This is a genomic window from Paenibacillus radicis (ex Xue et al. 2023) (assembly GCF_024722015.1).
Taxonomy (GTDB): Bacteria; Bacillota; Bacilli; order Paenibacillales; family NBRC-103111; genus Paenibacillus_S.
The window spans coordinates 21,443-48,216 of record NZ_JANQBD010000041.1; the positions used below are offsets into that span (position 1 = coordinate 21,443).

Genomic DNA, 26,774 nt, shown 5'->3' on the forward strand with positions numbered 1-26,774 from the left:
TCTGCAAAGTTTGACTTGTCCAGCTCAAAAATGCTACGCTACCAAGTGATAAAACGTGAGCGGCTTAGCAGTTTCGCGCGGATGAGGTGATCGTTATATGAAAACTGGACAAGCGTCTGGACATCAGTTATTACAGCTGAACAATATAAGCTGGGGACTGCCCTACACCGTGTTTCTTTATATATGGGGCACCCAGTGGGTGCTTTCTTCATGCATTGGCTTTTGGGGTCAATGGCAGGACGTTGAGCTGTGGCAGAAGCTTACTGTCTGGTTGGCTTTGGCCGCCAGCCTGTATGCTCTAGTTGCCAGCCTTCGTTCTGGCAAATGGCGACAGCTTGCCGACCAGGGCGGCAAGGCAGCGCTGCCCTTGCTTATGATTATAGGAGCCGTCAGCGTGCTCCAGTATGTACAAGCGGTGGATCCGTTTTTTGCACCGCTGTTAAGATCATTCGTTCTGGCAATCGCCTATGCCCAGCTGGCCATTTGGCTCGGCAAGCCGCTTATCTACATGAGCCTATGGTTATTCCTGCTTACATCCGTGGTAGCGGTTTGGTATCTCGGCTTCGCCTCGATGCTGCTTGGCGGCTTCGGCGGACTGAGCATGATTGCCGTGGCTTGGATAATACGCAGCTGGAACCGAAACTCCAGAACCCGGGAGGTATCTAAATGACAATCAACCAAGCTGGAATACGCGCTGCTGCAGCCCTGCTGCTTATTGCAGCTATTGCCGGGTGCGGCAGTGTTGATAAAAACGCCGAGCAGCCCTTCGGAGGAGCTAAGAATAACATGGCGAGTGGCCAAGCGGAGGCATTCGCAGGAGCCTCTGAGCAGGTGCAGTCGGTGTATAAGCAGAGCTGCCTATCCTGCCATGGCAATAGTCTGGAAGGAAGAGTTGGACCGAAAACCAATCTTCAGAAGGCTGGAGGCCATCTGACCAAGGAACAAATTACCAAACAGATTACTGGCGGCGGCAATGGGATGCCGGGCTTTGGCGGCAAGCTGAAGCCTGAGGAAATAGATGCCTTGGCCAGTTGGCTGGCAGAGAAGAAGTAAAATAAGAAAAACGCCTTGCGGCGTCCTTGGTGTACAATCTACGTTTGTGCGTTGGGAGGGAATCGGGTATGGGATTCCGGCCGCTGTTGAAGTCGTGTTCCTTTGAATGGAAGGCTTGCAGCGGGAGGAACACAAGCTTCAAAGGCGGACGCTATCGCTCCTCCATCCCACACCCGTTCCCTCTTTTGTTCTACTCTGTGCTTTGCGCCGCTTCCTTACTTCCCTAAGCCGGTCTTCGAGCCGTTATTGATAGCCATGAACTCCCCTGCAGGTGTTCCATGTACAGTTAGCTTCTCTATACTTTTAGCGAAGAGATCCCCTGCATCTAAACCATACGCCAGTACTGCATCCATGGAAGTTGAGGGCAATGCGGAAGTAATTGTTCCTTTATCGCCTGAAAAGTCCAAAAAACAGAGTGATAAAGGAACAGCCCGTTCCGTTATCACTCTGTTTTTGTGCATAAATGCTCCATTCGGCCAAAATAACGGAATTTCCGCTTCCGCTATCACCCCAAATTGGAGGCGGCAGACGGAATAACGGAACTCTCCGTTCCGCACAAAATCTTCCAGGGCTAATCGCCGCTATTCATATAAAAATCCCCTTGATCATGGGGTGCATTCAAGATCGAAATTCTTTCATTGAAGATACATTTCAATCTTAAAGGCACTTAAACTTTCTTATATCTTTCTCGAAAGGGCTTCTATTCGAAGCCCTTTCGATGAAGATACATTCGTGTCTAAACGGTAGCTTTTCTTGCAATAACAGACTTCTTCAGCTTCGCTGAAAACTTATAAGTCTGATATTAGAAAAAAACATCCGAGCAACCATGCATTTCAGTGCAGGTTCAGGATGTTTTTTTCTATACAAATTAGCCTTAAGCTTCAAAAATCATGCGCGCTTCCCAATCGCCCTTAATTCCACTACTGCATAGGCCATAGCCATAGACTCCGTATGAGTAATACTAAGATGGATGACCGTGGTTTCCAACTCTAGCTCTAACCGCTGGAGAGCCTCAGCGCTAACACGGCAAATTGGCTTGCCTAGCCGGTCTGGAATGATTTCAATATCCTGCAGCGACACTTGCTTGCCAATACCACAGCCTAACGCTTTACTGACCGCCTCTTTCGCGGCAAATCGGCCTGCTACAAACTCAGCTATTCGTCCCTGACGTTTCTTCGCTAGCTCCTGCTCTTCAGGCGTAAGCACACGGGCGGCAAACCTGTCGCCGGACGTACCCTCCATAATCTTCTTCACTCTTGCAATCTCTAGCAAATCAGTTCCGACCCCGATGATCATAACGATAGCGCAACCTCGTTTCTATACCGTTAAATATAGTTACATCCTAGCGAATTCAGCTGTGGAACGCAACCTTTCCCGCATCAATCTATTGATTGATACGACAAAAAATCAGCCGCCTTCCCTAGCGCGGCTGATTTTCTGGGTTTATTGCACGTCGTCTGAGAGCTTGCTCTTCCAAGTCTCGCTTCCATCTGCATCACGGACCGCTTCATGTGAAGAGGTTGCTTCCTGCACATCTCCAAAGCCCCAGTGGCTTTCCGTAACATCCGGGAACAATGCTTCAATTCCTTTTAATGGACCGCGGTACAGCATGCGGTTGATCATGGTTACTGCTTCGACTCTGCGAATGCTGTCTTGAGGCTTGAACGTTCCGTCCGGATAACCGGAGAGGAACTTGCCGCGGTACAGCTCTTCAATTGCGTCACCAGCCCAGTGGCCTTGAGTATCTGTGAAATGCAATTGGCCGGACCCACTCACGTTCAATTTCAAGAAACGAGTCATAACAGCTGCCAATTCCCCTCTGGATACCTGAGCCTCAGGACGGAAGCTTCCATCTTCAAACCCGCTGAAATAGCCATGCTTGGTTGCAATCTTAACGTAATTTGCGGCCCAATGTCCCTCATTAATATCACTATAAGAGAGAGCATCGCTTACTTTAACATTCTCCGTCAATCTCGCCACGATAGCAGCGAGCTCGGCACGGGTCAATGAATTATCCGGTTGGAATTTGCCGTTCGGATAACCGAGTATATAACGTTGATGCTTCAAATTATCGAAACGGTCTGAAAACACTTGGACTTTCACTGCCGAATCAACCTTCACAGCATTGGCAGCATTGCCATTAGCTATGAATTGTCCCGATATATCATAATTCGCATCTGATGCTGCCAGAAGCCCCCATTTCACATCAACCTTAAAGCTTCCAACTTGTCCAGCAGATAGATTATTGACGTTCCAGGAAATCGTTCTACCGTCAACTGTTCCGCCATTTGCGTTCACCAACTCCGCTCCAGCAGGAAGCGTAATGGAGATTACGCCGGTTTCCAAAGTCGAGCTGGATTGATTTTTGTAATCAACCGTAATGATCGATTGACCGCCTTCTTTTACAATGTTTTTATCAATGGAAAGATTCAAGGTTACATCCGGTGAAACCGGTACGTAAGATGATCCTCCGGACCTGCTGGATGATCTTCGAATCGGGTCAAGCTCCGCATCGTATTCGACTAAGTCAGTCTCAACTTTGATTGTATCGCTTGTTTTCGCCACATAGCCGTCTTTGGTTATGACCAGATAATAATCCGTATGCGGATGTACCATGTAGGCATAAAAGCCTGTTGCATCGGTAAGCTGTTCAGGGCTCTTATTATCATTCGGTGCAAAACCCGAAAGTACCGGCAGCACAACACCTGTGTGTGGAGTTTTACCGTTATCCTTGTTTCTTTGCGTGTCCGCATAATACAGCGTTACTTTGGCCCCTGGTATAACCTCCTTCGTTACTGCATCTGTGATCACTCCATAAGGATCGACCAGCTCTTGGGAAATATTCATTTCACCCGATGCCGTAACTTGTACCGTACTCCGTTTAATGACGATTTGCTGGCCTGGCTCAATTTCATAACGAATTTCCAAGCTGTAGACCATGCCTTTGCTTAATCCGGAAGCATTGAATACGCCTTGACCTTGCAGTTCAAATCCTTTTGGACTACCGTCTCCTTCAGAAATATAGTTTCCTTGAGCATCCTTCAAATAGACCTTCATTTTATTGGTCAGATCCGTATTGAACAGACTTGGTTGACCATTCTGCTTTTTGAATAGAACAATACCTGTTACGGTTTCTTCGGAATCGAAGTTGTCATGCCCATCGCCGTTCACGCTTCCAACTGCCGCTTTCTGCGTATAGGTTACTGGAGTTTCCACACCACCGATATTTACGGTTTGGGTGAATTCGAGCGTGTACTCTCTGTCCCCTTCAGGAACCGGTAAGGAATAAGATCCATCTGCTTGAGTTACAATCGTCTGATCAAAATCGACCCCTGGCTCAATCTTGCCGTCCCCGTTAATATCCAACGTCACTCTAACCGTTGCTCCAGCGACAGCCTGATGCGAATCTCCTTTTGTGATCACACCGCTGATTGTAGGAGGCAGGAAGGTAATTGCAATTTGATCGTGCGCATATACGGCCTTCGGTATATCAAGCACATTCGCTTTAACTGGAATCTGCCGCTCAGCTACACCACTGATCTTATCGGATTTAAAGGTAACTATGGCGATACCTTGACTGTCTGTGAGAACATGATCGGGACCAACAATAGATCCCCCGGCTGTTGCGCTAAATACAACCTCTGAGTTGGCAATAGGGTTACCCTGCACATCCGTTAGAACTGCAGTTAGCTTTGTTGTCGACTTCCCATCACCCAAAATTTTCTCCGGATCTGCTTTCAGCTTAAGAACTGCCGGCTCTGCTGCCTTGAATTTATTATCTGCCAGCCTGGAGCCAGGCTCCGCAGGAAGTACAGTATGATCTGCAGCTGCTGCTGTGAAGCTTACCGTATATTCGCCCGGAGTTGTTCCTTCAGGCAGTGTGTATGCAGCCGTACCCCATTTTTTGAAGCCGTCGCTTGCAGCGGTGGCTGGGTTCAGAAGGGTCAAGGCTACAGGTTTTCCATTAACTGTTGCTGTAACCTCAGCTGCTTTGAGCGAGCTTACGGCTGACAACTGAAGGAGCTGTCCAGGTATAACTTTGACAACGGTCGGATCTCCCTGATTTTTGTTGCCTGCCCATCCGTCAAGCGATTTGTTCACTTCTATTTGTACAGTTGCCGGCAGGCTTGTTTGTCCATTACCATCCGTCACTGTATAAGTGAAGCTGTCTGTTCCTGTAAAGGTTGGATTCGGGGTATAAATCCATTTGTCTCCATCCGGATTGTTCACGGTTGCCTTAACAAGTGTGCCTTTAGCCGGATTCGACTGAATCCCGTATACAAGGCCGGTAACCGTCTCTAAATCGGAACCTTTCAGAATAATTGTAATCGGTTGAGTTCCCTCTTCCGCGCTGATCTCCACAGCAGAGGCAACAGGAACGCCGTTATAGGCGATTTTCACAAGGGCAGATGCTGCTGCAAATACCTTGCCATCATTCCCATTCCAGTCAAATGTGACTGTACTGCCGTTCGGCAGGCTTGCCGATGGTTGAAACTTCAATGTGCTCAGCTGACTTTTGGTGATAGTTACAGTCGAGCCCTGAGCGATATAGACTGCGCTGGAAACAGGTGTATACCACAGCTTGCCCTTAGTATCGAAATTACTAGGCAATGTAAGCTTCACTTGTGCCAAGTCATCATTATCTGCATCCAAGTAGGCTGGGGAGACTGAAAAATCAGCTGCGCTGAAATGAATGACCGCTCCTGCGAGACCTGTTTTAGTTACATCTGCCACGACGGGCGGGTTGTTGATCAGAATGTTAACTGTTTTCGGCTCATGAGCGTACTGGACTCCATCTGAAGCATTCCAGTCAAAAGCGACAGTTCCAGTAATTCCCGGCTCAGGAATGAATTTTAGTTTACCTAGATCTGTAGCAGGGATTGGTTGATAAGCAGCAACCGTTACCGGTATGCCTCCGTTATCAAGCACTACCTTCCCTTTCGCAGGATCCGGTAAAGTCACGAGTATAATAGTATTCAGAGCTTCCGTATCCACATATTTGCCTGTGAAATCGGTTGGTGCAAAGCTAATTGTATCGCCTTTATTTGCAGTTTTTGTAATATTCCCAAGTGTTGGCGCTAAATTGGGAGTAATATTCACATTCGCATCGAAAGTGGCATATTGAGTTCCGTCGAATCCATTCCAGAGGAAAGTTGCTTTACTAGTAAAAGCGCCACTCACCGGGATGAATTTAAGATTAGGCAGCTCGCTGGCTACATTGAGCTCCTGATCAGACGTGATATCCTGAGGCGGGTTAGTGCCGTCATCGAGCACAAGTTTCCCTTTTGCAGGGTCTGGCAAAGATTTGATTTGAACCTTCGTCAGATTGTCTCCGTTAGGGGCATTGTTAAGCTTGGAAAACTTATTCTTAAAATCATTCGCTGTAAATACTACGGGTTCGTACTGAGGGAGCCCCGTCTTCGTAATATCCGATACCTGCGGATCGAATGTAGATACTCTGTATATATGCTGTGCTTTCCCAGGATCAATAGGAATGGCAGTATTATTATTATCCTTCGTAGCACCACGATCATCGAACAGTAAAATATTAATAAAATATTCTTTATTTGGGTCAAGGCCTGTCCCAAGCGAAATACCTGTCCAAGGCTTTGCTACATCCTTCACAGAGCCATTAAACCGTTGGACAGCCGTATCCAAATTCTGTTCAACTTCTTCTCCGTCAATGATTTCTTTTCGAATCAAGCTGACTTCCATAGCAAAGTTGCCGGACACTTTGGGCATAAATTCTGTATTAATTTTCATAACGCCGTTCACGATCTGAAAGTTGCCCTTGGTTATTTCACCAGTCTCCCGGACACCGCCGTCAATAACAAGCTGGCCCCAGTCAATTTGAACAACCCACCCGCTATTAAAGCTATTAGTAGCCTTATAATAGTGATGGGTAGAGATTCCGGCAAAGTATTCGGTGTGATCCGCTGTTATTGTTGCGGGATCTACACTGAGTACAGTAGTATTCCATGTATCGTTATTGCCGGATAACGCTCCGATATAGGCCGATTGTTTAAATTCCTTTTTATAGTTGGCCGTAGCGTTATTCCAACCATTACCGCTGGTAGGCCATGCCGTGTAAGGAGCGCCTAATTGGATATCCGCAGGGTTCGAGGAAAAATAAACTCGGTCCCATTCCCCGGTGCTGGCGCTGCTGGTGCCGTCATATTCATCCACATCAAGAGCGCGGACGAGGAAATAGGCGCTTTTCTGCGGCTGTTTGTTAACACCTGTTACTTTAAACTCGATAGGATACTTGGCATCCCCATTTTTTATTTTGCTGCCGCCTACATCCAAATCTTCTTCACTGGGAGTTGGCACCCCATCGCCTGTAATATTTCCGTTCCAGTTATCCGTATCTTGGAAGTATGTATCTCCTTGTATGCCTACAGCTGCTCCGCCGGCAGCAAATACAGGAGTTACCAAATTAAATACAATAAATATAGATAATACAAATGACAAAAGACTACTTTTTCTCCACTTCTTCCTCAAAACATTCTCTCCTTTCAAACTTTACACTGTCAGTTAGTGTCGTACTACCTTGAACGAAATTTATGGTAGCAAATGATTCTGAACAATAATTGAACAAATCGGGCTGTTAGTCATCTTCCTCCATTTGAGCTGCTTGAATCCCCGTTTCCTCTTGGTACACATAATACTGATCTCTACCCAGGCCTTTAGCTCTATACATAGCAATATCCGCTGCTTTTAACAGTATCGAGTGGTCGCTGCCTTGAACAGAGCCAATGCTGATGCCGATACTTCCCGTAATAGTCAGCTCATTTCCTTCGAGAAAGTAAGGCTCCTTTATTTTCTGAAAAATCTGCTTCGCTAGTAGTTCCGCTCCATCTTGAAGGCAGTCTATGGAAATGATTAAAAATTCATCCCCGCCTATTCGAAAAACCTGTTGTTTTCCGGTTATAAAGCTATGCAAACGGCCTCCCACTGCTTTAACCAGCAAATCGCCTATGTTGTGTCCCAGCGTGTCATTTATCGCCTTAAATTGGTCCAAGTCAAGAAATAAGACAGCAATGCTTTCTTTTCCATTCTGCTTGTCAAAAAAACGTTTCATCTCATTGCGGTTCGCCAAGCCGCTCATAGCATCCGTATACGCCATTTTTTCAAGCTTATTACATTTCAACGCCAGGAAAGAGGCTATAATTGCAATTACAACCGTAAGAGCGATGAGATAATAATTGTAAGTTCCTTCAAACGGCAATTACTTTTACAGCTCCTTTCCGAAACAGCCTTGATATTACAATAAGACCGGATCGTTATTTTAAAAGTTAGATGAGTATGCGTTCAATATGACATGAGGATTGTTTGCTTAAGTCCAGAAAGCCTGAACTCATGCTTACCAAGGGATGAAGAGGATCATGGGGATTAACCATTACAATGGTTCCTGTTCTTCCGTCTGTTAGTAAAACTTCATTTCCAATAATAGACTGCATAATTTTATCCATGAACAAACGTATGATTTGGGGGTCCAGAACGCCAAAAGCATTATCATGCATTTGTTTTAAGGTTTCATAAAAAGGTGCTGCATTTCTATAGGCCCGCTTAGAGGTCATTGCATGAAAAACATCGGCAACTGCAACGATTCGGCTAAAGAACGAAATTTCATCACCCTTAACTCCCAACGGATATCCGCTGCCATCCTGTCTCTCATGATGCTGATAGGCAACAAGCGCCTCCCTTTGGTTTGTCCCTACTGTATTCTTAATCATTTCATAACCAAAAAAAGCATGCTGTTTCATAAGCTCGAATTCCTCGGTTGTTAATTTATCGGGCTTATTGAGTATCTCAAGTGGTATTTTCAGCTTACCCACATCGTGGAGAGTTGCCGCTATCGTTAGTTGAGACAACACATTTTCTTTCAGCTCAAGCCACCTGCCGATAAGGGTTGCAATAACTCCCACACCAATGTTGTGACGAAACGTATAGTCATCTTTGGATTGTAGGCAGGCGAAGAGGCCGAACAGGTTAGGCTGCTCCGTAGTATGGTAAATCATTGGAAATATCTGCTTTCGAATAGTTAACAAAGGAATTTGTTTCGTGTAACGTATTTCTTGAAAAATTTCCTCAATTATCAAGACACTTTCGTCGACAAGTGCACTATGATCGGTTCTCTCGGTTCCTTCGTTGACATCGTGCTCATCCAATGAAATCCCATGCTGGTTTAAGACCTGCAATTGTTCCAAACCAAGCAGCGTCCTAGCCGGCACTATGAGAATACCGGAATGGTTGAATTTATCCTGCTTCAATTGCTTACCGTAGAACATCTCATTACTCGTGATCATTCGCCTCCCCCTCCTATGCTCTTACCGCAGCTTCATCGAATACAATGATTTATACACATAGGATTCCGATAATACATTAGCGCTCTGAACAATTATTGAACATATTGGAATCCACGGTTATCAACATCCATTAACTGCGTATTCTCATCCCATAGACAACAACAAAAAATCCGAACACCGCAAAACCGGTTTCGGATAATATTTGGAAAAAGTCTGGATTCCGTGAAATATTTAACGTTTTAATTACTGTCAATATACGATAATACCTAAAGGAAACGAATCTGTTTCTTACAAGTTTTATTCATATGATCCTATAGCCCTATTCTCCTATGGTCCTATGATCCTATATTCTTATACTAATGTACTCCTGATACAACAAGGGAGTAATTGCAGGCCGTTCCTACTCTCTTTTATGGAGGTACAAATAGATGAAAGCCATACTCGTTGACGATGAGAAATTAGCGCTTCGCGATCTGGAGAGGCAGCTCAATAAAACCAACCAAATTGAAATCATTGGCTCCTACCAAACGAGCCGAGCAGCTCTCGATGCAGCTTTTGACGAAGAGCCTGATGTTGTATTTCTCGATATTGATATGCCTGAACTAAGCGGGATTGAAGTTGCCGAGCAGCTGCAAAACAGACTGCCATTCATAAATATTGTTTTCGTTACTGCCTACGAGGAATTTGCTGTCAAAGCGTTCGAGCTTAATGCAATCGATTATATTCTTAAACCCGTCATGCAAGATAGACTGTCACGCACACTCGGGCGTCTTATCAATCTCACAGCAGCTCCCGCTGCCAAAACTAACGATTCACAAGGTACGATCCGGTGCTTTCAATATCTTCAGATCGATATCGACCAGCCCAAATCTATTCAATGGCGTACAACGAAAGCCCAGGAGCTGTTCGCATATTTGATTCACCGGCGCTTCCATCCTGTGCGAAAAGATGTACTGATTGAGCTGCTGTGGCCTGATACAGACGCTCAGAAGGGTTATACCCAGCTGTATACAGCTATTTATCAAATTCGCAAAACACTGCGTGACTTGGGGCTTGACGCTCGCATTCTAAGTTCGGATAAGGGCTACCGGATTGAGCTTAATGGTATGAAGCTAGATACCGATGAATGGGAATCCACTCTGCAAGCAGCTGTTCCGATTACACCCGATACACTTGCCTATCATCTGGATTTACTTGACCAATACCGCGGGGATTACTTGATCGACTATGATTACCTATGGGCGGAAGGAGAACGCGAGAGGCTGCGGATCCTTTGGTATCAACATGCCCTTGAAGTCGGTCACCTTTTGATAGACCAAGGAAGGTTAGCTGAGGCCATCATCCTGTATAACCGAATTCAATACTTGTTTCCGCATGTGGAAGAAATATATTTTATTCTGATGAAATTATATGACCAATGTATGGAATGGACTGCTGTAGAAAAGCAATTTATCTCCTTGAACAAAATGATTCACGAGGAGTTTGAAACGGAGCCGCAACCTCATATTTCAACTTGGTATGCAAATTGGAAAGTATCAAAAACCTCCGATTCCACCATTTGATCCTTGAAAATTCCAAAGAGCAAGAGAAACCGATTGTTTTAGAGATAACTAATAAATTGACACAAAAAAACAGACCGTGCGGCCGCACGGTCTGTTTTAGAATTAAATGCCTGGAATCGGCTCACGCTTATGCGCCGTTTTTAAGTATTGCTTCTCCAGCTTCTCTTGTTCCTTAGGATCAATGGTCTTACCTTCCAAATAAGCGCTGTTAGCTCCATAAGTAATACCAAGCTCAGCTTCATCCGTTTGACCTTCCCACAGCCCTGCGGTCGGCGCTTTGTCCAACACGCTCTGTGGTACTCCCAGCTTGGCTGCAAGCTCCCTAACCTGGCGCTTGTTCAAAGTGCTTAGTGGTGTAATGTCGACAGCCCCATCGCCATATTTCGTAAAGAACCCGGTGATTGCTTCTGATCCATGATCAGTTCCTACGACCAGCAAATTCAGCTCAAATGCCAATGCATATTGCAGCACCATCCGGGTTCTTGCCTTCACATTGCCTTTGCCGCCGCGGCTCAAATGGCGGGAATCGCCGATGGATTTCAAGCCGAACTCAGCTTCTAATGCAATCTCATTCACTGCTTCTTCAATATTCGTTTCGATCTTGTATTTCAAGTTAAAAGCTTCCGCTACAGCATAGCTATCTGCGATATCCACCTGTTCGCCATACGGCTGGAATACTCCGACTGTTTTATATTCTTTACCTTTTTCCTCGGTCAATTCATTGGTCGCTTGGATGCACAGCCCTGTTGCCACCGCACTGTCAATTCCTCCGCTTATGGCAATAAGCAGCCCGTTTACACCTGATTTCAGCACATAGTCCTTTAAAAAATCAACTCTTTTGCGAATTTCTTCATCTACATTGATTTCTGGCTTCACGCCAAGCTTAGCGATAATTTCCTGCTGCAGGCTCATCTTAAACGCACCTCTCCCACTCGTTTTCCTTTTAGTATAATCCAGACGAAAAAGATTGCAAAGTTATGTGTGAAAAACGATTGCTCTCCGTATAGAAAAAAACTCCCAGTCTAACCGATAATATCGGCTGAAGACGGGAGTCTTGGTTTCAATAAGCTTAAGCTTATTTACAGTAGTTTTCGAATGCTCCGACCAAATCAGCAGCAATCATGTCCGCAGAACGGTCTTCGATTTGGTGGCGTTGAATGAAATGTACTAGCTGTCCATCTTTGAACAAAGCGATAGACGGAGAAGACGGCGGATATGGAGCCAAGTATTCCCGGGCTTTAGCCGTTGCTTCTTTATCCTGACCGGCAAATACTGTAAACAACTGATCCGGTTTAACTTCATTCTGCAAAGCTTTGGCAACGCCTGGTCTGCACTGGCCTGCAGCGCAACCACAGACGGAATTGACAATAACCAAGGTAGTTCCTTTGGAACCCTCTAAATTTTCAACAACTTCTTCCGGTGTGCGAAGCTCGGTAACTCCAATCCGAGTCAAATCATCGCGCATCGGTTGAACCATATCTTTCATGTATGACTCAAATGACATAGACATTATACTTTCACTCCTTTTACCTACATATGGGTTTACAAAATATCATATGTTCTTATTATACAACGGTAAGAGATGAAAGCAAAGCAGCCTTTTCCTATGAGCGCCTTTTAATCTTTTGCAGCCTTGTTAGTTTTAGCCGCAGCCTTGGCTGGAGCTTCATCGCCTGCGCTGCCATCCGCCTCATTATTGTAGGCCGGGTAAGCTACGTCTTTATCAGGGTGCATAAAAATGCCGCTTTGGGGAGGAATGCCCTCCTCAAAAATATCGCGATTCTCCGCGGTATGGAACCCCACATCCTTAAAAGGATGCACCCACTCATCGCCAGCCATAACGACAGGATCCGTTTCTTTGCTCCACTGCTGCAGCGGCGAATTTTCCGATTGATACATATGATCCCCGATAACTACGCCCTGCGAATTGACAAACGGCTCCCTCGGCCCTCGGCCCTCCAAAAATTGCGGCAGGAAATTAATTTCAAACGGATCCAGTTCACTCTGGTCCTCACTGCTTGCTTTGGTACCAGGCGTGGATTTATCCTTCTCATTGCGGTCCATCCAGCATCACTCCTTCTATTCCATAAGTCCTTGTTTTTTGAACAACCTCTTAAACGGAGGGGCGGTTCGGACCATCCAGCTTTTTATCCGTGACCGTATCTGCCTTTGCCGAGGCAGCTTGTTTATTTTTTTGAGCCTGCTGCTCCTGCTCTTTGGAGTTTGAAGTTTGATTGGTTCCCATGGTTTTTAACTCCCTTCACTTAAAAGTAGTTTTAATAGTCCAACGTTATTATGTGTACCCTAGAAAAAATTCAATCAAGGCTTCAAAAATTGGTATGTAAATGAGTTTTTCCTCAATACATCAAACCTGTATCCTTGGTTTTTTAAATGAGTGATGACGGCAGGCAATGCCGCTACGGTGGTGGTTTTTAAATCCATATCATGCATGAGTACGATAATCTTCGATTTGCCTGCACTGTTACTTATTACAGAGTCTATAATAGATTGTTTGTCCTGCACTGGCGCAGCTGCGTCCGTAGAGCTTACATTCCAGTCAAAGTATGAAATCCCAAGTTTCGACATTTCCCGGGTAATAGTTTTCATCACATTTCGACCTCCTGCACGCCAGCTTAGCTGATTATTCGACCCTCCAGGGTAGCGCAGAACCTCGGGTTTAACACCTACAGTTTCCTCCAAAAAGCGGTCCAACCTATCGACATCTGCTTTGAATGCTTCTGCGGATTTGTAAATTTGATTGTAATTATGTGTAAAAGTATGGTTGCCTAGCGCATGACCTTGATTGACAATATTTTTGAGCTGCCGCTTGCTTTCCTCCGAGGTTTTGCCTATTACAAAAAAAGTCGCCTTAACTTCATACTCGTTTAAAATTTGTAAAATTCGAGGTGTGCTTTGTGAGGGACCGTCATCAAATGTCAGGTAAGCTACCTTCCCCTCAACTGGACTAGTTGTATTGGGGGTGACAATCTGTTCGTAATCCAATTCCCGAGTATCGGGTAGTTGAGGACCCATAATTGCCGTTTCCTCTGGAGCAAGAGCAGTTGTAAGCTGAAGCTGAGTTAGAACTGTTTCAAGATTGGCATTATCCGTATCTGCTGCAGCTGCGGGGTGAACGTTATTATTTGTTTCATAATGCTGAAATCCCACACTCTGTCCTTGTAATCCAGCAGATGAATCGGTGGCTCGCTGCTCTGATTTATCCGGTTTAAACAGTGAAAAACAAAGGATCAAACCCGCACAAACAACAGCAAACGCCCATAGAAGCGGCTTATTCATGGCAGTCCTCCCATTGGCCGGAATAGTACCATTATTATGGCTTCAGAACCTGCTGCAGCATCTGTAGGAATACTGGTTGCGCTGGGAGAAATATGAAGAGCCGCTGCAAATTGCCTACAGCTTATAAAAACGATAAAATGTACAGTACAATCAATCGGCAAAACGCACAGGTAAGCAAGGAACCTCTTTTATTACCTTTTGTTTTCTGTAAAGGAGCTTTATTCATGTACGATATTATTATAATCGGCGGCGGTTCTGCAGGACTTATGGCAAGCATAGCTGCAAGCGAACACGGGGCAAAGGTTTTATTGCTGGACAAAGGAGACAAGCTGGGTCGTAAACTGGGTATTTCCGGCGGAGGGCGTTGCAATGTTACGAACAACAAGGAGCTGGATGAATTAATAAAGCACATTCCCGGAAACGGTCGTTTTTTGTACAGTTCATTCGCTAATTTTAGCAACAAAGATATTATTGCCTTTTTTGAAGGTATGGGAATTAAGCTCAAGGAAGAGGATCGCGGAAGAATGTTTCCGGTAACGGACAAAGCCAAAACGGTTGTAGATGCATTAATTAACAAGGTTCGAAGCCAGGGGGTTCACATTAGAGGAAATAGCCCTGTTCAAGAGGTGCTGTACAGGGATGAGCGGACTGCCGGAGTCCGTTTGAAATCGGGAGAAGTCATCGGCAGCAAGTCGGTAATTGTGGCAACCGGGGGCAAATCCGTGCCCCACACCGGTTCAACAGGCGACGGCTACGCATGGGCCGAAAGAGCCGGGCATACCATATCCGAGCTTTATCCGACCGAAGTCCCCCTTACCTCCAATGAGCCATTTATTAGAAGTAACGAGCTGCAAGGACTCTCTCTAAGAGATATTACGTTGTCCGTCTGGAACCCCAAGGGCAAGAAACTTATCGAACATGAGGGAGATATGATTTTTACCCACTTTGGCATCTCGGGTCCGGCCACCTTGCGCTGCAGTCAATTTGTCGTAAAAGCATTAAAACAATTTAATGTGCCCACCATCGCTGTAACTTTGGACATGCTGCCTGATATGAACCTTCAGGAAGTATTCGATCACACATTGAATCTAGCCAAAACCAATCCTAAAAAAGCCATCAAAAATTTACTGAAAACCGTTCTGCCCGATCGGATGATACCTCTCATCCTACATAAAGCTGGGCTAAAAGAAGATATTACGTACGATAACATCCCCAAACAGCAATGGATGGAGATGTGTAAGCTCATCAAGGCATTTACTATAGCTGCCAATGGCTCTCTTTCCATTGAAGAAGCCTTTGTAACAGGCGGCGGCGTTAACCTTAAGGAAGTAGATCCTACCACAATGGAATCCAAGCTAACCGGCGGCTTGTATTTTTGCGGTGAAATACTGGATATACACGGTTATACCGGCGGCTATAATATATCAGCTGCTTTCTCAACCGGCTATACTGCCGGGAAAAGCGCTGCCCTGTCGCTAGAAGAATAATCCTTAGCCGCTGCTCCTATTTAAGGATACTTTCTCATGTAAGTGAAACCGTAGGGGAGAAACAATCTCCCATTGTTCTTGCTCTACTTGGATATGATAATGAAACTCTTTTCCCTGGAATTGGACATTAACCACTTCACCTTGAATCCCCGGGCGGGTTGTCGGGCTCAATTCAAATTGATCCGGCCTTAACGGATACAGCCCGCTTGCTTTGAAATCGCGGGCCACATCTCGGCCCTGCCATACCCAGGTATCATCCGATCCTTGAGGTACGAAAACATCGTCATTCCATCGGCCACGGATAAGGTTAGCTTTCGAAACGAATTTGGCGACAAATTCGGTTTCCGGCCGCAAGTAGATTTCTTCCGGCGTTCCGACTTGCTCAACATATCCGTTTTTCATTACCACAATACGGTCTGCCATAGCCAGAGCTTCCCCCTGATCATGCGTCACATAGACGATTGCCGACCCCGTTTGCCTGTGGATCGACTGAATTTCCCTTCGCATATCCATTCGCAGCATAGCATCCAGACTGCTCAACGGCTCATCCATCAATAGAAGCGATGGTTCCGCTGCGATGGCTCTTGCAAGAGCCACCCTCTGCTTTTGTCCCCCTGATAATTCATGAGGCATGCGTTTTCCCAGCTCAGACAGTCCTACCATATCCAGCACCTTGGAAATTCGTTCTTTTTCATTGGCACGAATGGCATTAGGTGTTTCATTATGATGACGAATAGGAAAACGAACATGCTCCCAGACATTCATATGAGGCCATAAGGCGAAAGCCTGAAACACCATTCCGATCCTTCTTTTTTCCGGTGGCAGTGCGAAGCCCTGCTTGGCTACAGGCACCTTATTCATATGAATCTCGCCGGATGTAGGCTGCTCAAATCCCGCCAATAGCCTCAGCAAGGTCGTTTTCCCACAGCCGGAAGGGCCCAAAATGGCCACAAATTCTCCGTCCTCTATAGTTAGATTCACTGAAGATAATGCTTCAAAGCTTCCGAACTTTTTGCTCACCTGAATCAATTCAATGCTCATAATTGAACTCCTTTTTTCATTTGGACTTTTTGCACGACATGCAAAACTCCCATTCCTGCAGCAATCAAAACAACAATCAACGAGGATAACGCAGTCGAATACACCGTGTCTCCTGCCTGTTCAAAGTTAAATATGGTAACACCTATCGTTTGAGATCCCGATGACCAGAGAAGAGCTGACACCGTTAGCTCTGTGAGAGCCGTCAAAAAGACAAGGAAAGCACCGCTGAGCAATCCTGGCAGCAGCAGCGGCAGCAGGACAAACGCCCATTTTCTCCACCCGTTAGCTCCAAAAATATGGGCTGCTTCCTCCATAGAAACATCAATCTGCATGAAAGCGGTGATGCTCGCCCGAACCTGCAAAATGAGAAAACGGCACACATAGGCGATAAATAAAATACGTATAGAACCATAAATGCCAGGGTTCCATCCGGGAATAGGCTCCATCCAGGTAAAGATCATCGACAAACCGAATACAATCCCAGGCAAAGCGAAGGGAATCCCAATGATGATTTCAGCCGTTTTGGTAAACCAGGAAGGCCGGCGAACCCGTAAATAGGCAAGCAGCGTACCTAGCACTAAACAAATTACAAGCGTCGTAACGGACAGAGTAAGGCTATTTTGAATCGATTTCCATACCTTTGGATTCTCCAGCAGGATGTAGCTATAGTGAGAAAACGTTAAATTACTTAATTTAAAAGGCAATCCATAAGCTTTCTTAAGAGAAGTTACTACCATCGAGAACAAGGGGACGACCGTAACTAGCGTCAATAAAGACCATAAGAGCGCACTTACCCACTTGCGAAATCGACCTAAATGATAGCGAGGAAGCTCATCGACCTGCACCGTATCCGTTACTTTGATTTTTCTGATTGAAAGCCACTGAAGAAGTGTACCCATTACGGCAACTACACCCAAAATTACGGATAAGGAAGCCCCCCTGGCAAATGCCGTCGGGCCGAATCCGATTATTTCTTCATAAATTAGAGTGCTTAGCACAGAAATATTAGCTGGAATACCCAGAAAAGCCGGGATCCCGAAATTATCCAATCCAGCCAGGAATGCAAGGAGTCCCCCGCTCGCCAAGCCCGGTAATGCCATCGGAAGAGTGATTAATGCAAAGGTTTTAATCCTGCCTGCTCCACTTGCTTTTGAGGCCCACTCTAAATCCCTGGGGATTTTCTTGAGCACATCAACCGTTAGCATATACACAAGCGGGAAATGATGGAGCCCCATAACAAAAATGATGCCACCATAGCTGTACATACTCCAAGATTTGGCAGCTGGATTGAAAATATGCAGAATATACGCCATTAAACCTTGAGAACCCATAAAGGAGGACCATGACAAGGTTAATACATAGGAGGGCAGGATAAAGGGAATCAGCATCGCCATGTGCAGCACTTTTTTGTGTAAAAGATCCGTATAGGCCATCAACCAGGCAGTGATTACACCTAAGAGCACGGACACAAGCGTAGAACCTGCCACAATAATAAAAGTATCCTTGAACGACTTCCACGTTCGGGCTTGCTGGAGAATCTCCATATAATTTCCTAAAGAAAATCCCGCTTTAATCTGGATGCTTAAATAAAGTAATTTACCTATCGGTACAAGGAAGAAAATGATAAGAAATACGATACCTAACAAGCTCCATGCTTTCTTGCCGACAAAAAAAGAAGAGAACAGAAGATCGAATTTGATCTCCCGTCTGCTTCCCTTCGTCTCATTATTAGGTGAGTTAGAATTAATCATTGGGGTTTCGCTCCACTTCTTACTGTCCGAACAACTGGATGAATTCCTTTTTATCCGCCTCGCGAGCTTCAGTCAGCTTGGAAATATCGGATGAAAGCACTTTGAATTCGGAGCTCGATTTTAATCCTTTTGGCGCCGCAATGCCTTCCCTTATCGGGGTATAACCGATGTCAGAAGCCACTTTTTGCCCTTCGTCAGACAGTACGAAATCGACAAAAGACTTGGCCGCCTTATCATTAGCCGACTTTTTCATAATACCAATCGGCTCTGTGATAACCGGCACTCCTTCAGAAGGATACACCAGCTCAACGGGCGAACCTTTGGCTTTCTCACGTGCAACCAGGTAGTCGACCACCATGGCATAGGATTTCTCGCCCTTTGCTACCGCCTGCAGAACCGCTCCATTTCCTTTAACAACCGATATGTTATTAGCCTTCAACCCTTTTAAGTAATCCCATCCGAAGCCATCCGTACGTGAAAATACACCCACATTATAGGCAGCGGCCCCAGAATAAAGTGGGCTCGGCATGATACTGTTATCTTTGCTCTCAGCAGAGCTCAGCACCTTCCAGCTAGTCGGAACGGTTTTAACCTTCTCCGTATTAATTGCCAAGGCTGTCGCTATGATTTTAGTTCCGGCATACAGGCCGTCCGGGTCCACTAACGACTTGGGAATCTTATTTAATTCAGGCGATTTGTAAGCAAGCAGCAGGTCCTGCTTTTTCAAGCCTTCGAAGGTTACCGCATCTGCCACCAACAGGACATCCGCTTGAATTTTGCCTGCTTGATTCTCCGCCTGTACTTTAGCTACAACTTCTTCCGTACCGGAACGGAAAGTTTCAACCTTCACATTAGGATATTTCTTGTTATAGGCAGCCAGTAATTTCGTTACATCCTCTTCCGGCTGAGACGTATAGAACGATAGGGCCCCTGCTACTGTGTCGGCTGCAGGTTTATTCACGTTAGTTTGTTCTGATCCTTGTGTTGGTGCAGGTGCAGGTGTTGGTTGGTCTTTCGTACCGCATCCACCAGCTATCATTAATACTGCCAACCCCATCATCAATCCGCTTTTTTTAAACAAATGGTTTCTCTCCCTTAAAATTGTTTTATCTTTCTACTATTATGAGCAGCATTTGTTAAGAGATTATCAACTGGAGGTTTTCGGTTTGTAAGAATATTAGTTTAATAGCACAATAAGGACCCACCACAAGGTCAATTTCAGACATTTGCCTCTGATGCGAGAACAAATACGCCGTATGCAAAAGGAGTTCCAGTGCTTACTTGACTTGAACGTACGTATCGCGATTTTCAAAAAAAGCAACTGCACAACTGTGATTCTCATCGTAGACGTTCAAGCATATTCAGCAGCATGTGGAGACACAACACAGTCGACGATGTGGGGTTCGACCGACCGCCGCTATGCCGCAACGCGCGCCCGGGAATCGCGCGCGTTGGTTATCGGGAAAATGTCCTGTTAGTTAACCCGTTAATAGAGCATTACTATCCTATAACTGGAAATTCTCATGCTAATTCTTCTCATTTGGCCCATATACCAAAATAGCACCTTGTTTAGATGGAGGATTTCCAGCTAAATTGATTTCTTGAGCTTTTGGACTCAAATTAGCGGGAGGATTTCCAGCTATCGCATATCCTTCTACAGCTACCACCGATATTTTAGGCTGCCATCCGGTATACTTAGCCGTATTCCCTATTGTAGGTTTCCATATGAAACTTTCACAGTTAAAGGGGTGGCATGTCTTCATGTCTTCATGTCTTCGTCCCCTTTAGGGCTGCAAATCAATTGCATGGTAGGAAGAGAGGAAGTGAGGTGCGCTATTTCATTGTTTTAACGGTATTTTTCAAGTGAAACGGAACTAAGATCTCTTATTTGTTTAAAATATCGCATTCCTGTCTATTAAAGTCGAAATAACGCACTGTAGTTCCGCGACTTCATGAAATGGGAGGGTTTTCAAACTAATAGAGTACTGACGTTCCGTTAGTCAGCGGAATTCATGTTATCCCGAAACCTCAACGTAAAAAAACCTAGCGGAAATATCACCGCTAGGTTCTATATTAAAATCTTAGAGTAAACTCATACCCTTGTGCTGATTAGGGAATCAAGTATCAATAAGATTATTTTGTTTTGGTTGCTCCGTTAGCTCCATTAGCTCTGTCACCGGATTTCCCGCCACCAAAGCCGGGGCCTCTGTCACCTTTTTCAGCGCGGTTTTTCTCCATCTCCGCTTTCAACTCATCGACAGTAATACCCTTCTCTGCCGCTAGCTTCTCCAGCTTCGCTTGGCGCTCCTGTTCCAGTTGGGCCTTCAGCGCCTCTACAGTGATGCCTTTCTCTGCAGCCTGTGCTTCCAGACTTTTACCGCCTCCGAAGCCAGCGCCTCTGCCTCCTTTTTCATCGCGATTTTTCTCCATCTCCGCTTTCAACTCATCGACGGTAATGCCTTTCTCTGCTGCCAGCTTCTCCAGCTTCGCCTGACGTTCCTGCTCCATTTGTGCTTTTAGTGCATCAACAGTAATGCCCTTCTCTGCCGCTAGCTTTTCCAGCTTAGCTTGGCGCTCCTGCTCCAGTTGAGCTTTCAGCTCATCGACAGTGATGCCTTTCTCTGCAGCCTGTGCTTCCAGACTTTTACCGCCTCCGAAGCCAGCGCCTCTGCCTCCTTTTTCACCGCGATTTTTCTCCATCTCCGCTTTCAGCTCATCGACAGTAATGCCCTTCTCTGCCGCTAGCTTCTCCAGCTTCGCTTGGCGCTCCTGATCCAGTTGAGCTTTCAGCTCATCGACAGTGATGCCTTTCTCTGCGGCTTGTGCTTCCAGACTTTTACCGCCTCCGAAGCCAGCGCCTCTGCCTCCTTTTTCACCGCGATTTTTCTCCATCTCCGCTTTCAGCTCATCGACAGTAATGCCCTTCTCTGCAGCTAGCTTCTCCAGCTTTGCTTGGCGCTCCTGCTCCAGTTGAGCTTTCAGCTCATCGACAGTAATGCCTTTCTCTGCGGCTTGTGCTTCCAGACTCTTACCGCCTCCGAAGCCAAATCCACCTTTATTGCCACGCTCTTGCTTGTTTGTAAAATATTTAGAAGACCCTTGATTGTCTGTTGTTTGAGCAGTGTCTGCAGCGAATGCATATCCAAAAGAATTTAGTGCTAATACGGCTCCCAATGCTGTTACGACCAATTTCTTGTTCAATTTTTTCATAGTATGATTCCTCCAAAGTTTTTATTTTTTTGTTTGCTGCTTACAAATACATCTTAGCCCACCTACCTGAAAATACACTGAGCGCCAACTTTAAACTTCCTGAATTTTCTTTTATTTGGATTCCACTTAACCTCAAGGGAAAAACAGAGCCTTTTATAACGCAATTTCACCATAAGAAAGGCTTCTACTCGAAGCTGTTTCGGTGATGATACATTCCTGTTTAAGAGGTCGCTTTTCTTGCAATATCAGACTTGTTCAACTCCGTTGAAAACTTATTAAGTCTGATATTATAAGAAAAGCTTCTATCCGGTTCAATCTTATACTTCTAACATTATAAAAAAAGCCACAGCCAGGTAATGTACCTGCTGCAGCTATGCGGACCGCTATGTTTTAATTTCGGAGACCCGTTTGGTTGTCTTAATTGGAATATGGCTCAATATGCACATGAACATTGTCGATCTTATGCTGCTTATGCATCCGTTGTTCAATGTCGTCACTGATAAAGTGGCTCTGCTCAACGCTAAGCTCGGCGCTGACCTCGACCACAACATCCAACAGCACGTTGCTGCCATGAACGCGGGCACGAATATCCCGAATTCGCTTAACACCCGGAGTTTCACTTACGGTCTCTTTAAACACCCGCAGCTTCTGGTCATCGAAACCATCCGTCAACGCATGTGTAGCGTCAGAGAATATATCCCACGCTGTCTTGCAGATGACAATACCTACAATAAAAGCGGCAATCACGTCGAGCAACGGGAAGCCGAGGCTCGCACCAATGATCCCTACTGCTGCACCTATACTGACAAAGGCATCGGAACGGTTATCCTTGGCAGCAGCCATCAGTGCCTGGTTGTTAATGCGGTGTGCCAGCTTGCTGTTGTATTTGTACACAATCCACATACATACAGCTGAAAACAACGCAATCCATGCAGCCAACAAATTTGGTGCCTTTATATCGCCTGCCATAAAGCTTTGAGCCGCCTCGATAATAACTTGAATACCCGCGGCAAACATAATAAAGGAAGCAACCAGCGATGCTACCGTTTCAGCTCTCATGTGACCATAAGGATGGTCATGGTCCGGCGGCTTGCGGGATATGCGCAGACCAATTAGAACAGCAAGGGAAACGATTATATCCGTAGTATTGTTAATACCGTCTGCCGTTAATGCTGCCGAGCCCGTGATATAGCCCATAGTGATCTTGAATGCAGACAAAAAAATATAGGCCGCTATACTTACCCATGCACCCTTCTCGCCCTGCTTCAGATTGTCGTATGTGTCCACGTGTGGCTCTCCTCCAGCTCCATGTCGAACATGCTCGATTTAATTTCGACCTCATCATATCAAACGAACCTTGTGTGGGTCTAGAGAAACAGTTTTCTCCTTGCAACGAAAATTAGGGATGGCACAACTTTGTTTTCCATGGCAAATCTTTTTTTCCTCAGGTAAAAAGAAGCAGCGGCCCGCTTCCACGGATACACGCTGCCATCACTCCCGAGTCCAACCTGCCGTCACTTACAAATGCACCCCTGCATCGAAATGGTTATAATCCTGCTCGGATGGATCGAACTTCTCCTCACCTTTACCGGAGCCGGATTCTTCAGTGCTATCAGCTGCCGAATGATCTACATTTGCATTAGTCGCATAGTCATCCGTCCAATCCTCGTTCACGACATGGGCAGGAATAGAAATGAGATCTTCATTATTATACGCTTGTGTATAGGCATCTATCTCCCTAGCTCCTTGTCCATGCTCTATCAGACGGCCTCCGTGAGCTTGAGCAATCTCAAGTGCGGAAGTTAATTCAGTATGGTTGATTTGGATATGCAGCGTTGGGCTGCTTAGCTCGGAGTGAACGCCTGATTTATATCCAAGCTCCTCCAATGTGCTCTGGGCCAGCTCTGCGGATGCTACGCTATCAAATTCGAAAAAAATGGCTTCAGCATTCATTCGGACAGCTCCCTTTCTTATCGCAAAATAGTCTGACTTAGCGTTTCCATGAGCAGCCCAGCTTATTCCTAATGAAGCATGATTATTTCTATTGGAACTATTGTTATTCCATAGACATACAGTACGTTGGCAGCGCATAGGATGGTTACAAAGCTGAATTATCGTTACATACATTACATACATACCATTCTGATGAAAGAGGTGGATACTTTGTCTTCAATTCCGGAAAACAATTCTCCCGGTCAGTCCAACAGTACTCTGACAGCTGATCCCGCCGATGTGAATGCTAACAAATGGATTGGAGTATTGGCTTACATCCTGTTTTTCCTGCCGCTGCTTGCCGCTAAGGAATCCAGGTTCGCCATGTACCATGCCAATCAGGGACTCGTTCTGCTCATTCTTGGAATTGCCTGCAACATTGTGCTCGGGCTTATCCCGGTAATTGGCTGGATTCTGCTGCCGCTTGCCAATTTGGCAACATTAGTTCTTGCCATACTCGGTATCATCCAAGCCGCTAACGGCCAACTGAAGCCGCTTCCCCTAATCGGAGGCATAACTATCATCAAAACTCCTTGAGCGGAGCTACATCGTAATAGCAGCAGCAAACAGCCGGCTCTCCTTGAGCGGCTGTTTTTTTATTATCCTAATGGAAACACTAATAGCGACAGCATTTGACAAAAACCATTTATTTTCGTTGACAAAACTAGGGGTGGTATGTGATTATAAGTTAAGCGAAAATGATTTACTGCTTAAAAGCGCAGAAGCGTAGAAGCACAAAAGCCGAAAAGCTTTAAAGTGCCTTATATAAATCGGTAATGACCGATAATTTGCGGACTTGTGCCGTATAGCTGGAAGGAGCTAATTCAAATGACAAAAGATTACACCCACAAAATCGTAGATTGTACCATTCGTGACGGAGGACTCGTTAATAACTGGGATTTTAGCGTAAAGATGGTTCAGGATATGTACGCAGGCTTGAGCGAAGCTGGCGTTGAATATATGGAAATCGGTTATAAAAACTCCGCTAAATTGCTGAAGGGCGCAGAAGCGGGTCCTTGGCGCTTTTTGAACGAAGATTTCTTGAAGGAAGTTATTAAAACGAAGACCGATACTAAGCTGTCAGCATTAGTTGATATCGGCCGCGTTGACGAGAATGATATTTTGCCGCGCGAGCAAAGCCACCTGGATTTGATTCGTGTAGCTACATACATTAAAGATGTAGATAAAGCGTTAGAGCTTGTAGAGAAATTCAATGGCTACGGGTACGAGACAAGCATTAACATTATGGCGCTGTCTCACGTTATGGAGAACGAGCTTACCGAAGCACTTGAAGAAATCGGCAAAAGCCCTGTAGACGTTGTATATGTAGTCGATTCTTACGGCAGCATGGATCACAAAGATGTAGATTACATGGTATCTAAGTTCCAACGTTTGCTTCCTGAGAAAAAGCTGGGTGTACATATGCATAACAATATGCAGCTGGCATTCTCCAATACGATTTTGGGCGCAGGCAAAGGAGTTCAATTCCTGGATTCCTCCGTATATGGCATGGGCCGCGCTGCAGGCAACTGCCCTACTGAGCTGCTTGTCAGCTACCTGAAAAATACTAGATACGAATTGCGTCCGGTGCTTGATCTGGTCGAAAGACATCTAGTGCCTATCCGTCAAAAAGTTGAATGGGGCTACGTCATTCCTTACATGATCGCAGGCGTGCTTAACGAGCATCCACGTTCAGGTATGGCGCTGCGTGCCAGCGATGACAGAGATAAGTTTGTTGAATTTTATGACAAACTGACTTCTCCGGAAGCTATGCCAACAAACCACCATTCCGATTAATCATACAATCAGGGAACGAACCCCGATATAGCACCAACAAGGAATGTAATGCGATGCCAGGCATCTGCGTTACACTTTTTGCTGTTTTGGCGCCTTGGCCGACTACAAAAACAAGATAAAGTCCATACTCCTTACTGAAGGAGGTGATTCTTATGTCAGAAGTTCATGTAACGACCGATGTGAAAATAACGGTAGCAGATAACGGTCCTCTCATTGTTAACGGAGGGATTGATCTGCTCGACGGCGAGGGTAAGGAGCTTGCTACCAAAGAAGCTACATACCTGTGCCGCTGTGGTCTCTCCAGTAACAAGCCGTTTTGTACCGGCGCCCATAAGGGCAAGTTCGAAAGCGTAGTCAGAGCTTAAACTATATTATTAAAAAAGCAGGAACCAAAAAGTAGATCCTTTACAGGTTCTACTTTTTTTACTCAATCGTCTTTTGGCATCTCACTTGAGCTAATTCTTTGCCTCTATTAATCAACCTCTCTGCCCCGTCAAATACAAAACCTAAACGCTCGTAAAAGCTTATGGCATTAATATTTTCCTTAAGCACCCACAGGGAGGCTTTTACATACCCAAATTCCTTTAGTCTATCTATACCCCAGTTTATAAACACCTTGCCCAAACCCTTCCCCCTATACGCATCCAACAAATAAATGGCCTCAATTTCACCGTATTTTTCGTCCAAATCATCGTCATGGCATTTTCCGACGATCATGCAGCCAGCAGCCTGATTATCGACAACCAGAAGCGCTATTTTTTCAATACCTTCACTTAACGATTTTTGATAATACTCCTCTCGCTTTGCAACTGTAAATCGTTCTAGAAAATGATCTGGAATGATGCCAATATATGCATTGCGATATGATTCCGAATGAACATGAGCCAATACCTTCCAATCTGCATATTCAGCCCATCGAATTTCAATTTCACTCATGCAACGTTCTCCTTTGAGGCAGCTGGACACTTGGTCACGGGACAACTACCTAAGAAATTAGATATACTATAAAGTATACATTATACGCGTTTATGAAAAACCGGAAAATGAAAAGAGGGGCACAGATGAAAATTAAAGTCCAATTGTCTATTGGTGATCAAATGGTAAAAGAAGAGAATCTTTCGATCGCGGAAACTAAGCTGGGGGAGCTTACGGATGAAGAGATTGAACAAGCTATCGAAATAAACATCCGTACATGGGCGGACAAGATGATCCGCATTCATTGGGAAGTAGCGGAGGAAGACTAAGCAGACTAACATCCCTCCAGGTCACCACTGT

Annotated in this window: 25 protein-coding genes; 8 read left to right on the forward strand and 17 right to left on the reverse strand. The window is 45.4% G+C overall.

Features of this window, described 5'->3' with window-relative positions; genetic code table 11:
* Positions 1–97: 97 nt before the first annotated feature.
* Both NV381_RS34815 and NV381_RS34820 read left to right on the forward strand, forming a co-directional pair.
* The gene (locus tag NV381_RS34815; protein WP_258217864.1) at positions 98–670 is read left to right on the forward strand and encodes a hypothetical protein; all 573 of its coding nucleotides are present in this window, start codon (positions 98–100) and stop codon (positions 668–670) included.
* Entirely contained in the window at positions 667–1,053 is a 387-nt protein-coding gene (locus NV381_RS34820; RefSeq protein ID WP_258217865.1) for a c-type cytochrome, read from the forward strand. Before NV381_RS34815 ends, NV381_RS34820 begins: the two co-directional genes overlap by 4 nt.
* 215 nt (positions 1,054–1,268) lie before the next feature.
* Here NV381_RS34820 and NV381_RS34825 read toward each other — a convergent pair whose 3' ends face one another.
* The 5 genes from NV381_RS34825 to NV381_RS34845 form a co-directional block, all read right to left on the reverse strand.
* Complete coding sequence (locus NV381_RS34825) at positions 1,269–1,514, reverse strand: hypothetical protein (protein WP_258217866.1); 246 nt, start codon at positions 1,512–1,514, stop codon at positions 1,269–1,271.
* 427 nt (positions 1,515–1,941) lie between these two features.
* The gene (acpS, locus tag NV381_RS34830) at positions 1,942–2,349 is read right to left on the reverse strand and encodes a holo-ACP synthase (protein ID WP_258217867.1); all 408 of its coding nucleotides are present in this window, start codon (positions 2,347–2,349) and stop codon (positions 1,942–1,944) included.
* A 147-nt stretch (positions 2,350–2,496) separates the two neighbouring features.
* Entirely contained in the window at positions 2,497–7,554 is a 5,058-nt protein-coding gene (locus NV381_RS34835; protein ID WP_258217868.1) for an S-layer homology domain-containing protein, read from the reverse strand.
* 106 nt (positions 7,555–7,660) lie between these two features.
* Positions 7,661–8,281, reverse strand: coding sequence for a GGDEF domain-containing protein (locus NV381_RS34840; RefSeq protein ID WP_258217869.1), 621 nt, complete (start codon positions 8,279–8,281; stop codon positions 7,661–7,663).
* Between the two features lie 67 nt (positions 8,282–8,348).
* Positions 8,349–9,362, reverse strand: coding sequence for an HD-GYP domain-containing protein (locus NV381_RS34845; RefSeq protein ID WP_258217870.1), 1,014 nt, complete (start codon positions 9,360–9,362; stop codon positions 8,349–8,351).
* Positions 9,363–9,790: 428 nt separating this feature from the next.
* On the opposite strand from NV381_RS34845, the gene NV381_RS34850 reads away from it, so the two are divergent.
* Positions 9,791–10,924, forward strand: a complete 1,134-nt coding sequence (locus tag NV381_RS34850) for a response regulator (protein ID WP_258217871.1) — start codon at positions 9,791–9,793, stop codon at positions 10,922–10,924.
* Positions 10,925–11,026: 102 nt separating this feature from the next.
* On the opposite strand, the gene nadE is transcribed toward NV381_RS34850, so the two are convergent.
* From nadE to NV381_RS34875, 5 genes are all read right to left on the reverse strand, one after another.
* Positions 11,027–11,836, reverse strand: a complete 810-nt coding sequence (gene nadE / locus NV381_RS34855) for an ammonia-dependent NAD(+) synthetase (RefSeq protein WP_258217872.1) — start codon at positions 11,834–11,836, stop codon at positions 11,027–11,029.
* A 163-nt stretch (positions 11,837–11,999) separates the two neighbouring features.
* Complete coding sequence (locus NV381_RS34860) at positions 12,000–12,434, reverse strand: BrxA/BrxB family bacilliredoxin (RefSeq protein ID WP_258217873.1); 435 nt, start codon at positions 12,432–12,434, stop codon at positions 12,000–12,002.
* Positions 12,435–12,541: 107 nt separating this feature from the next.
* Positions 12,542–12,988 carry a DUF3905 domain-containing protein gene (locus NV381_RS34865; protein ID WP_258217874.1) on the reverse strand — a complete coding sequence of 149 codons (447 nt, stop codon included), beginning with the start codon at positions 12,986–12,988 and terminating at the stop codon, positions 12,542–12,544.
* A 49-nt stretch (positions 12,989–13,037) separates the two neighbouring features.
* A complete protein-coding gene (locus NV381_RS34870) occupies positions 13,038–13,169 on the reverse strand; it encodes a hypothetical protein (RefSeq protein ID WP_258217875.1) in 132 nt (43 codons plus the stop codon).
* A 74-nt stretch (positions 13,170–13,243) separates the two neighbouring features.
* Positions 13,244–14,221, reverse strand: a complete 978-nt coding sequence (locus NV381_RS34875) for a polysaccharide deacetylase family protein (protein ID WP_258217876.1) — start codon at positions 14,219–14,221, stop codon at positions 13,244–13,246.
* A 224-nt stretch (positions 14,222–14,445) separates the two neighbouring features.
* Between NV381_RS34875 and NV381_RS34880 the strand changes: the two genes are divergently transcribed.
* On the forward strand, positions 14,446–15,708 hold the full coding sequence (locus NV381_RS34880; RefSeq protein ID WP_258217877.1) for an NAD(P)/FAD-dependent oxidoreductase: 1,263 nt from the start codon (positions 14,446–14,448) through the stop codon (positions 15,706–15,708).
* Positions 15,709–15,711: 3 nt separating this feature from the next.
* Here the strand turns inward: NV381_RS34880 and NV381_RS34885 are convergent, their stop codons facing one another.
* From NV381_RS34885 to NV381_RS34910, 6 genes are all read right to left on the reverse strand, one after another.
* Positions 15,712–16,749, reverse strand: a complete 1,038-nt coding sequence (locus tag NV381_RS34885; RefSeq protein ID WP_258217878.1) for an ABC transporter ATP-binding protein — start codon at positions 16,747–16,749, stop codon at positions 15,712–15,714.
* Positions 16,746–18,500 carry an ABC transporter permease gene (locus tag NV381_RS34890; RefSeq protein WP_258217879.1) on the reverse strand — a complete coding sequence of 585 codons (1,755 nt, stop codon included), beginning with the start codon at positions 18,498–18,500 and terminating at the stop codon, positions 16,746–16,748. Before NV381_RS34890 ends, NV381_RS34885 begins: the two co-directional genes overlap by 4 nt.
* A gap of 19 nt (positions 18,501–18,519) precedes the next feature.
* Positions 18,520–19,560 carry an ABC transporter substrate-binding protein gene (locus NV381_RS34895; protein WP_258217899.1) on the reverse strand — a complete coding sequence of 347 codons (1,041 nt, stop codon included), beginning with the start codon at positions 19,558–19,560 and terminating at the stop codon, positions 18,520–18,522.
* Positions 19,561–20,633: 1,073 nt separating this feature from the next.
* Positions 20,634–21,710: a hypothetical protein gene (locus tag NV381_RS34900; protein WP_258217880.1), complete on the reverse strand. Its 1,077-nt coding sequence runs from the start codon at positions 21,708–21,710 to the stop codon at positions 20,634–20,636.
* A 417-nt stretch (positions 21,711–22,127) separates the two neighbouring features.
* Entirely contained in the window at positions 22,128–22,997 is an 870-nt protein-coding gene (locus NV381_RS34905; protein ID WP_258217881.1) for a cation diffusion facilitator family transporter, read from the reverse strand.
* 231 nt (positions 22,998–23,228) lie between these two features.
* Positions 23,229–23,663 (reverse strand): hypothetical protein, encoded by a 435-nt coding sequence (locus NV381_RS34910; RefSeq protein WP_258217882.1) that lies wholly within the window; start codon positions 23,661–23,663, stop codon positions 23,229–23,231.
* A gap of 141 nt (positions 23,664–23,804) precedes the next feature.
* Between NV381_RS34910 and NV381_RS34915 the strand changes: the two genes are divergently transcribed.
* The 3 genes from NV381_RS34915 to NV381_RS34925 all read left to right on the forward strand — a co-directional run bounded on the left by NV381_RS34915 (position 23,805) and on the right by NV381_RS34925 (position 25,864).
* The gene (locus tag NV381_RS34915; RefSeq protein ID WP_308862417.1) at positions 23,805–24,239 is read left to right on the forward strand and encodes a DUF4870 domain-containing protein; all 435 of its coding nucleotides are present in this window, start codon (positions 23,805–23,807) and stop codon (positions 24,237–24,239) included.
* A 291-nt stretch (positions 24,240–24,530) separates the two neighbouring features.
* On the forward strand, positions 24,531–25,499 hold the full coding sequence (locus tag NV381_RS34920) for an aldolase catalytic domain-containing protein (RefSeq protein WP_258217883.1): 969 nt from the start codon (positions 24,531–24,533) through the stop codon (positions 25,497–25,499).
* Between the two features lie 152 nt (positions 25,500–25,651).
* Complete coding sequence (locus NV381_RS34925; protein WP_258217884.1) at positions 25,652–25,864, forward strand: CDGSH iron-sulfur domain-containing protein; 213 nt, start codon at positions 25,652–25,654, stop codon at positions 25,862–25,864.
* Between the two features lie 58 nt (positions 25,865–25,922).
* Here the strand turns inward: NV381_RS34925 and NV381_RS34930 are convergent, their stop codons facing one another.
* A complete protein-coding gene (locus NV381_RS34930; protein ID WP_258217885.1) occupies positions 25,923–26,435 on the reverse strand; it encodes a GNAT family N-acetyltransferase in 513 nt (170 codons plus the stop codon).
* 125 nt (positions 26,436–26,560) lie between these two features.
* Between NV381_RS34930 and NV381_RS34935 the strand changes: the two genes are divergently transcribed.
* Positions 26,561–26,743 carry a hypothetical protein gene (locus NV381_RS34935; RefSeq protein WP_258217886.1) on the forward strand — a complete coding sequence of 61 codons (183 nt, stop codon included), beginning with the start codon at positions 26,561–26,563 and terminating at the stop codon, positions 26,741–26,743.
* Positions 26,744–26,774: the final 31 nt, after the last annotated feature.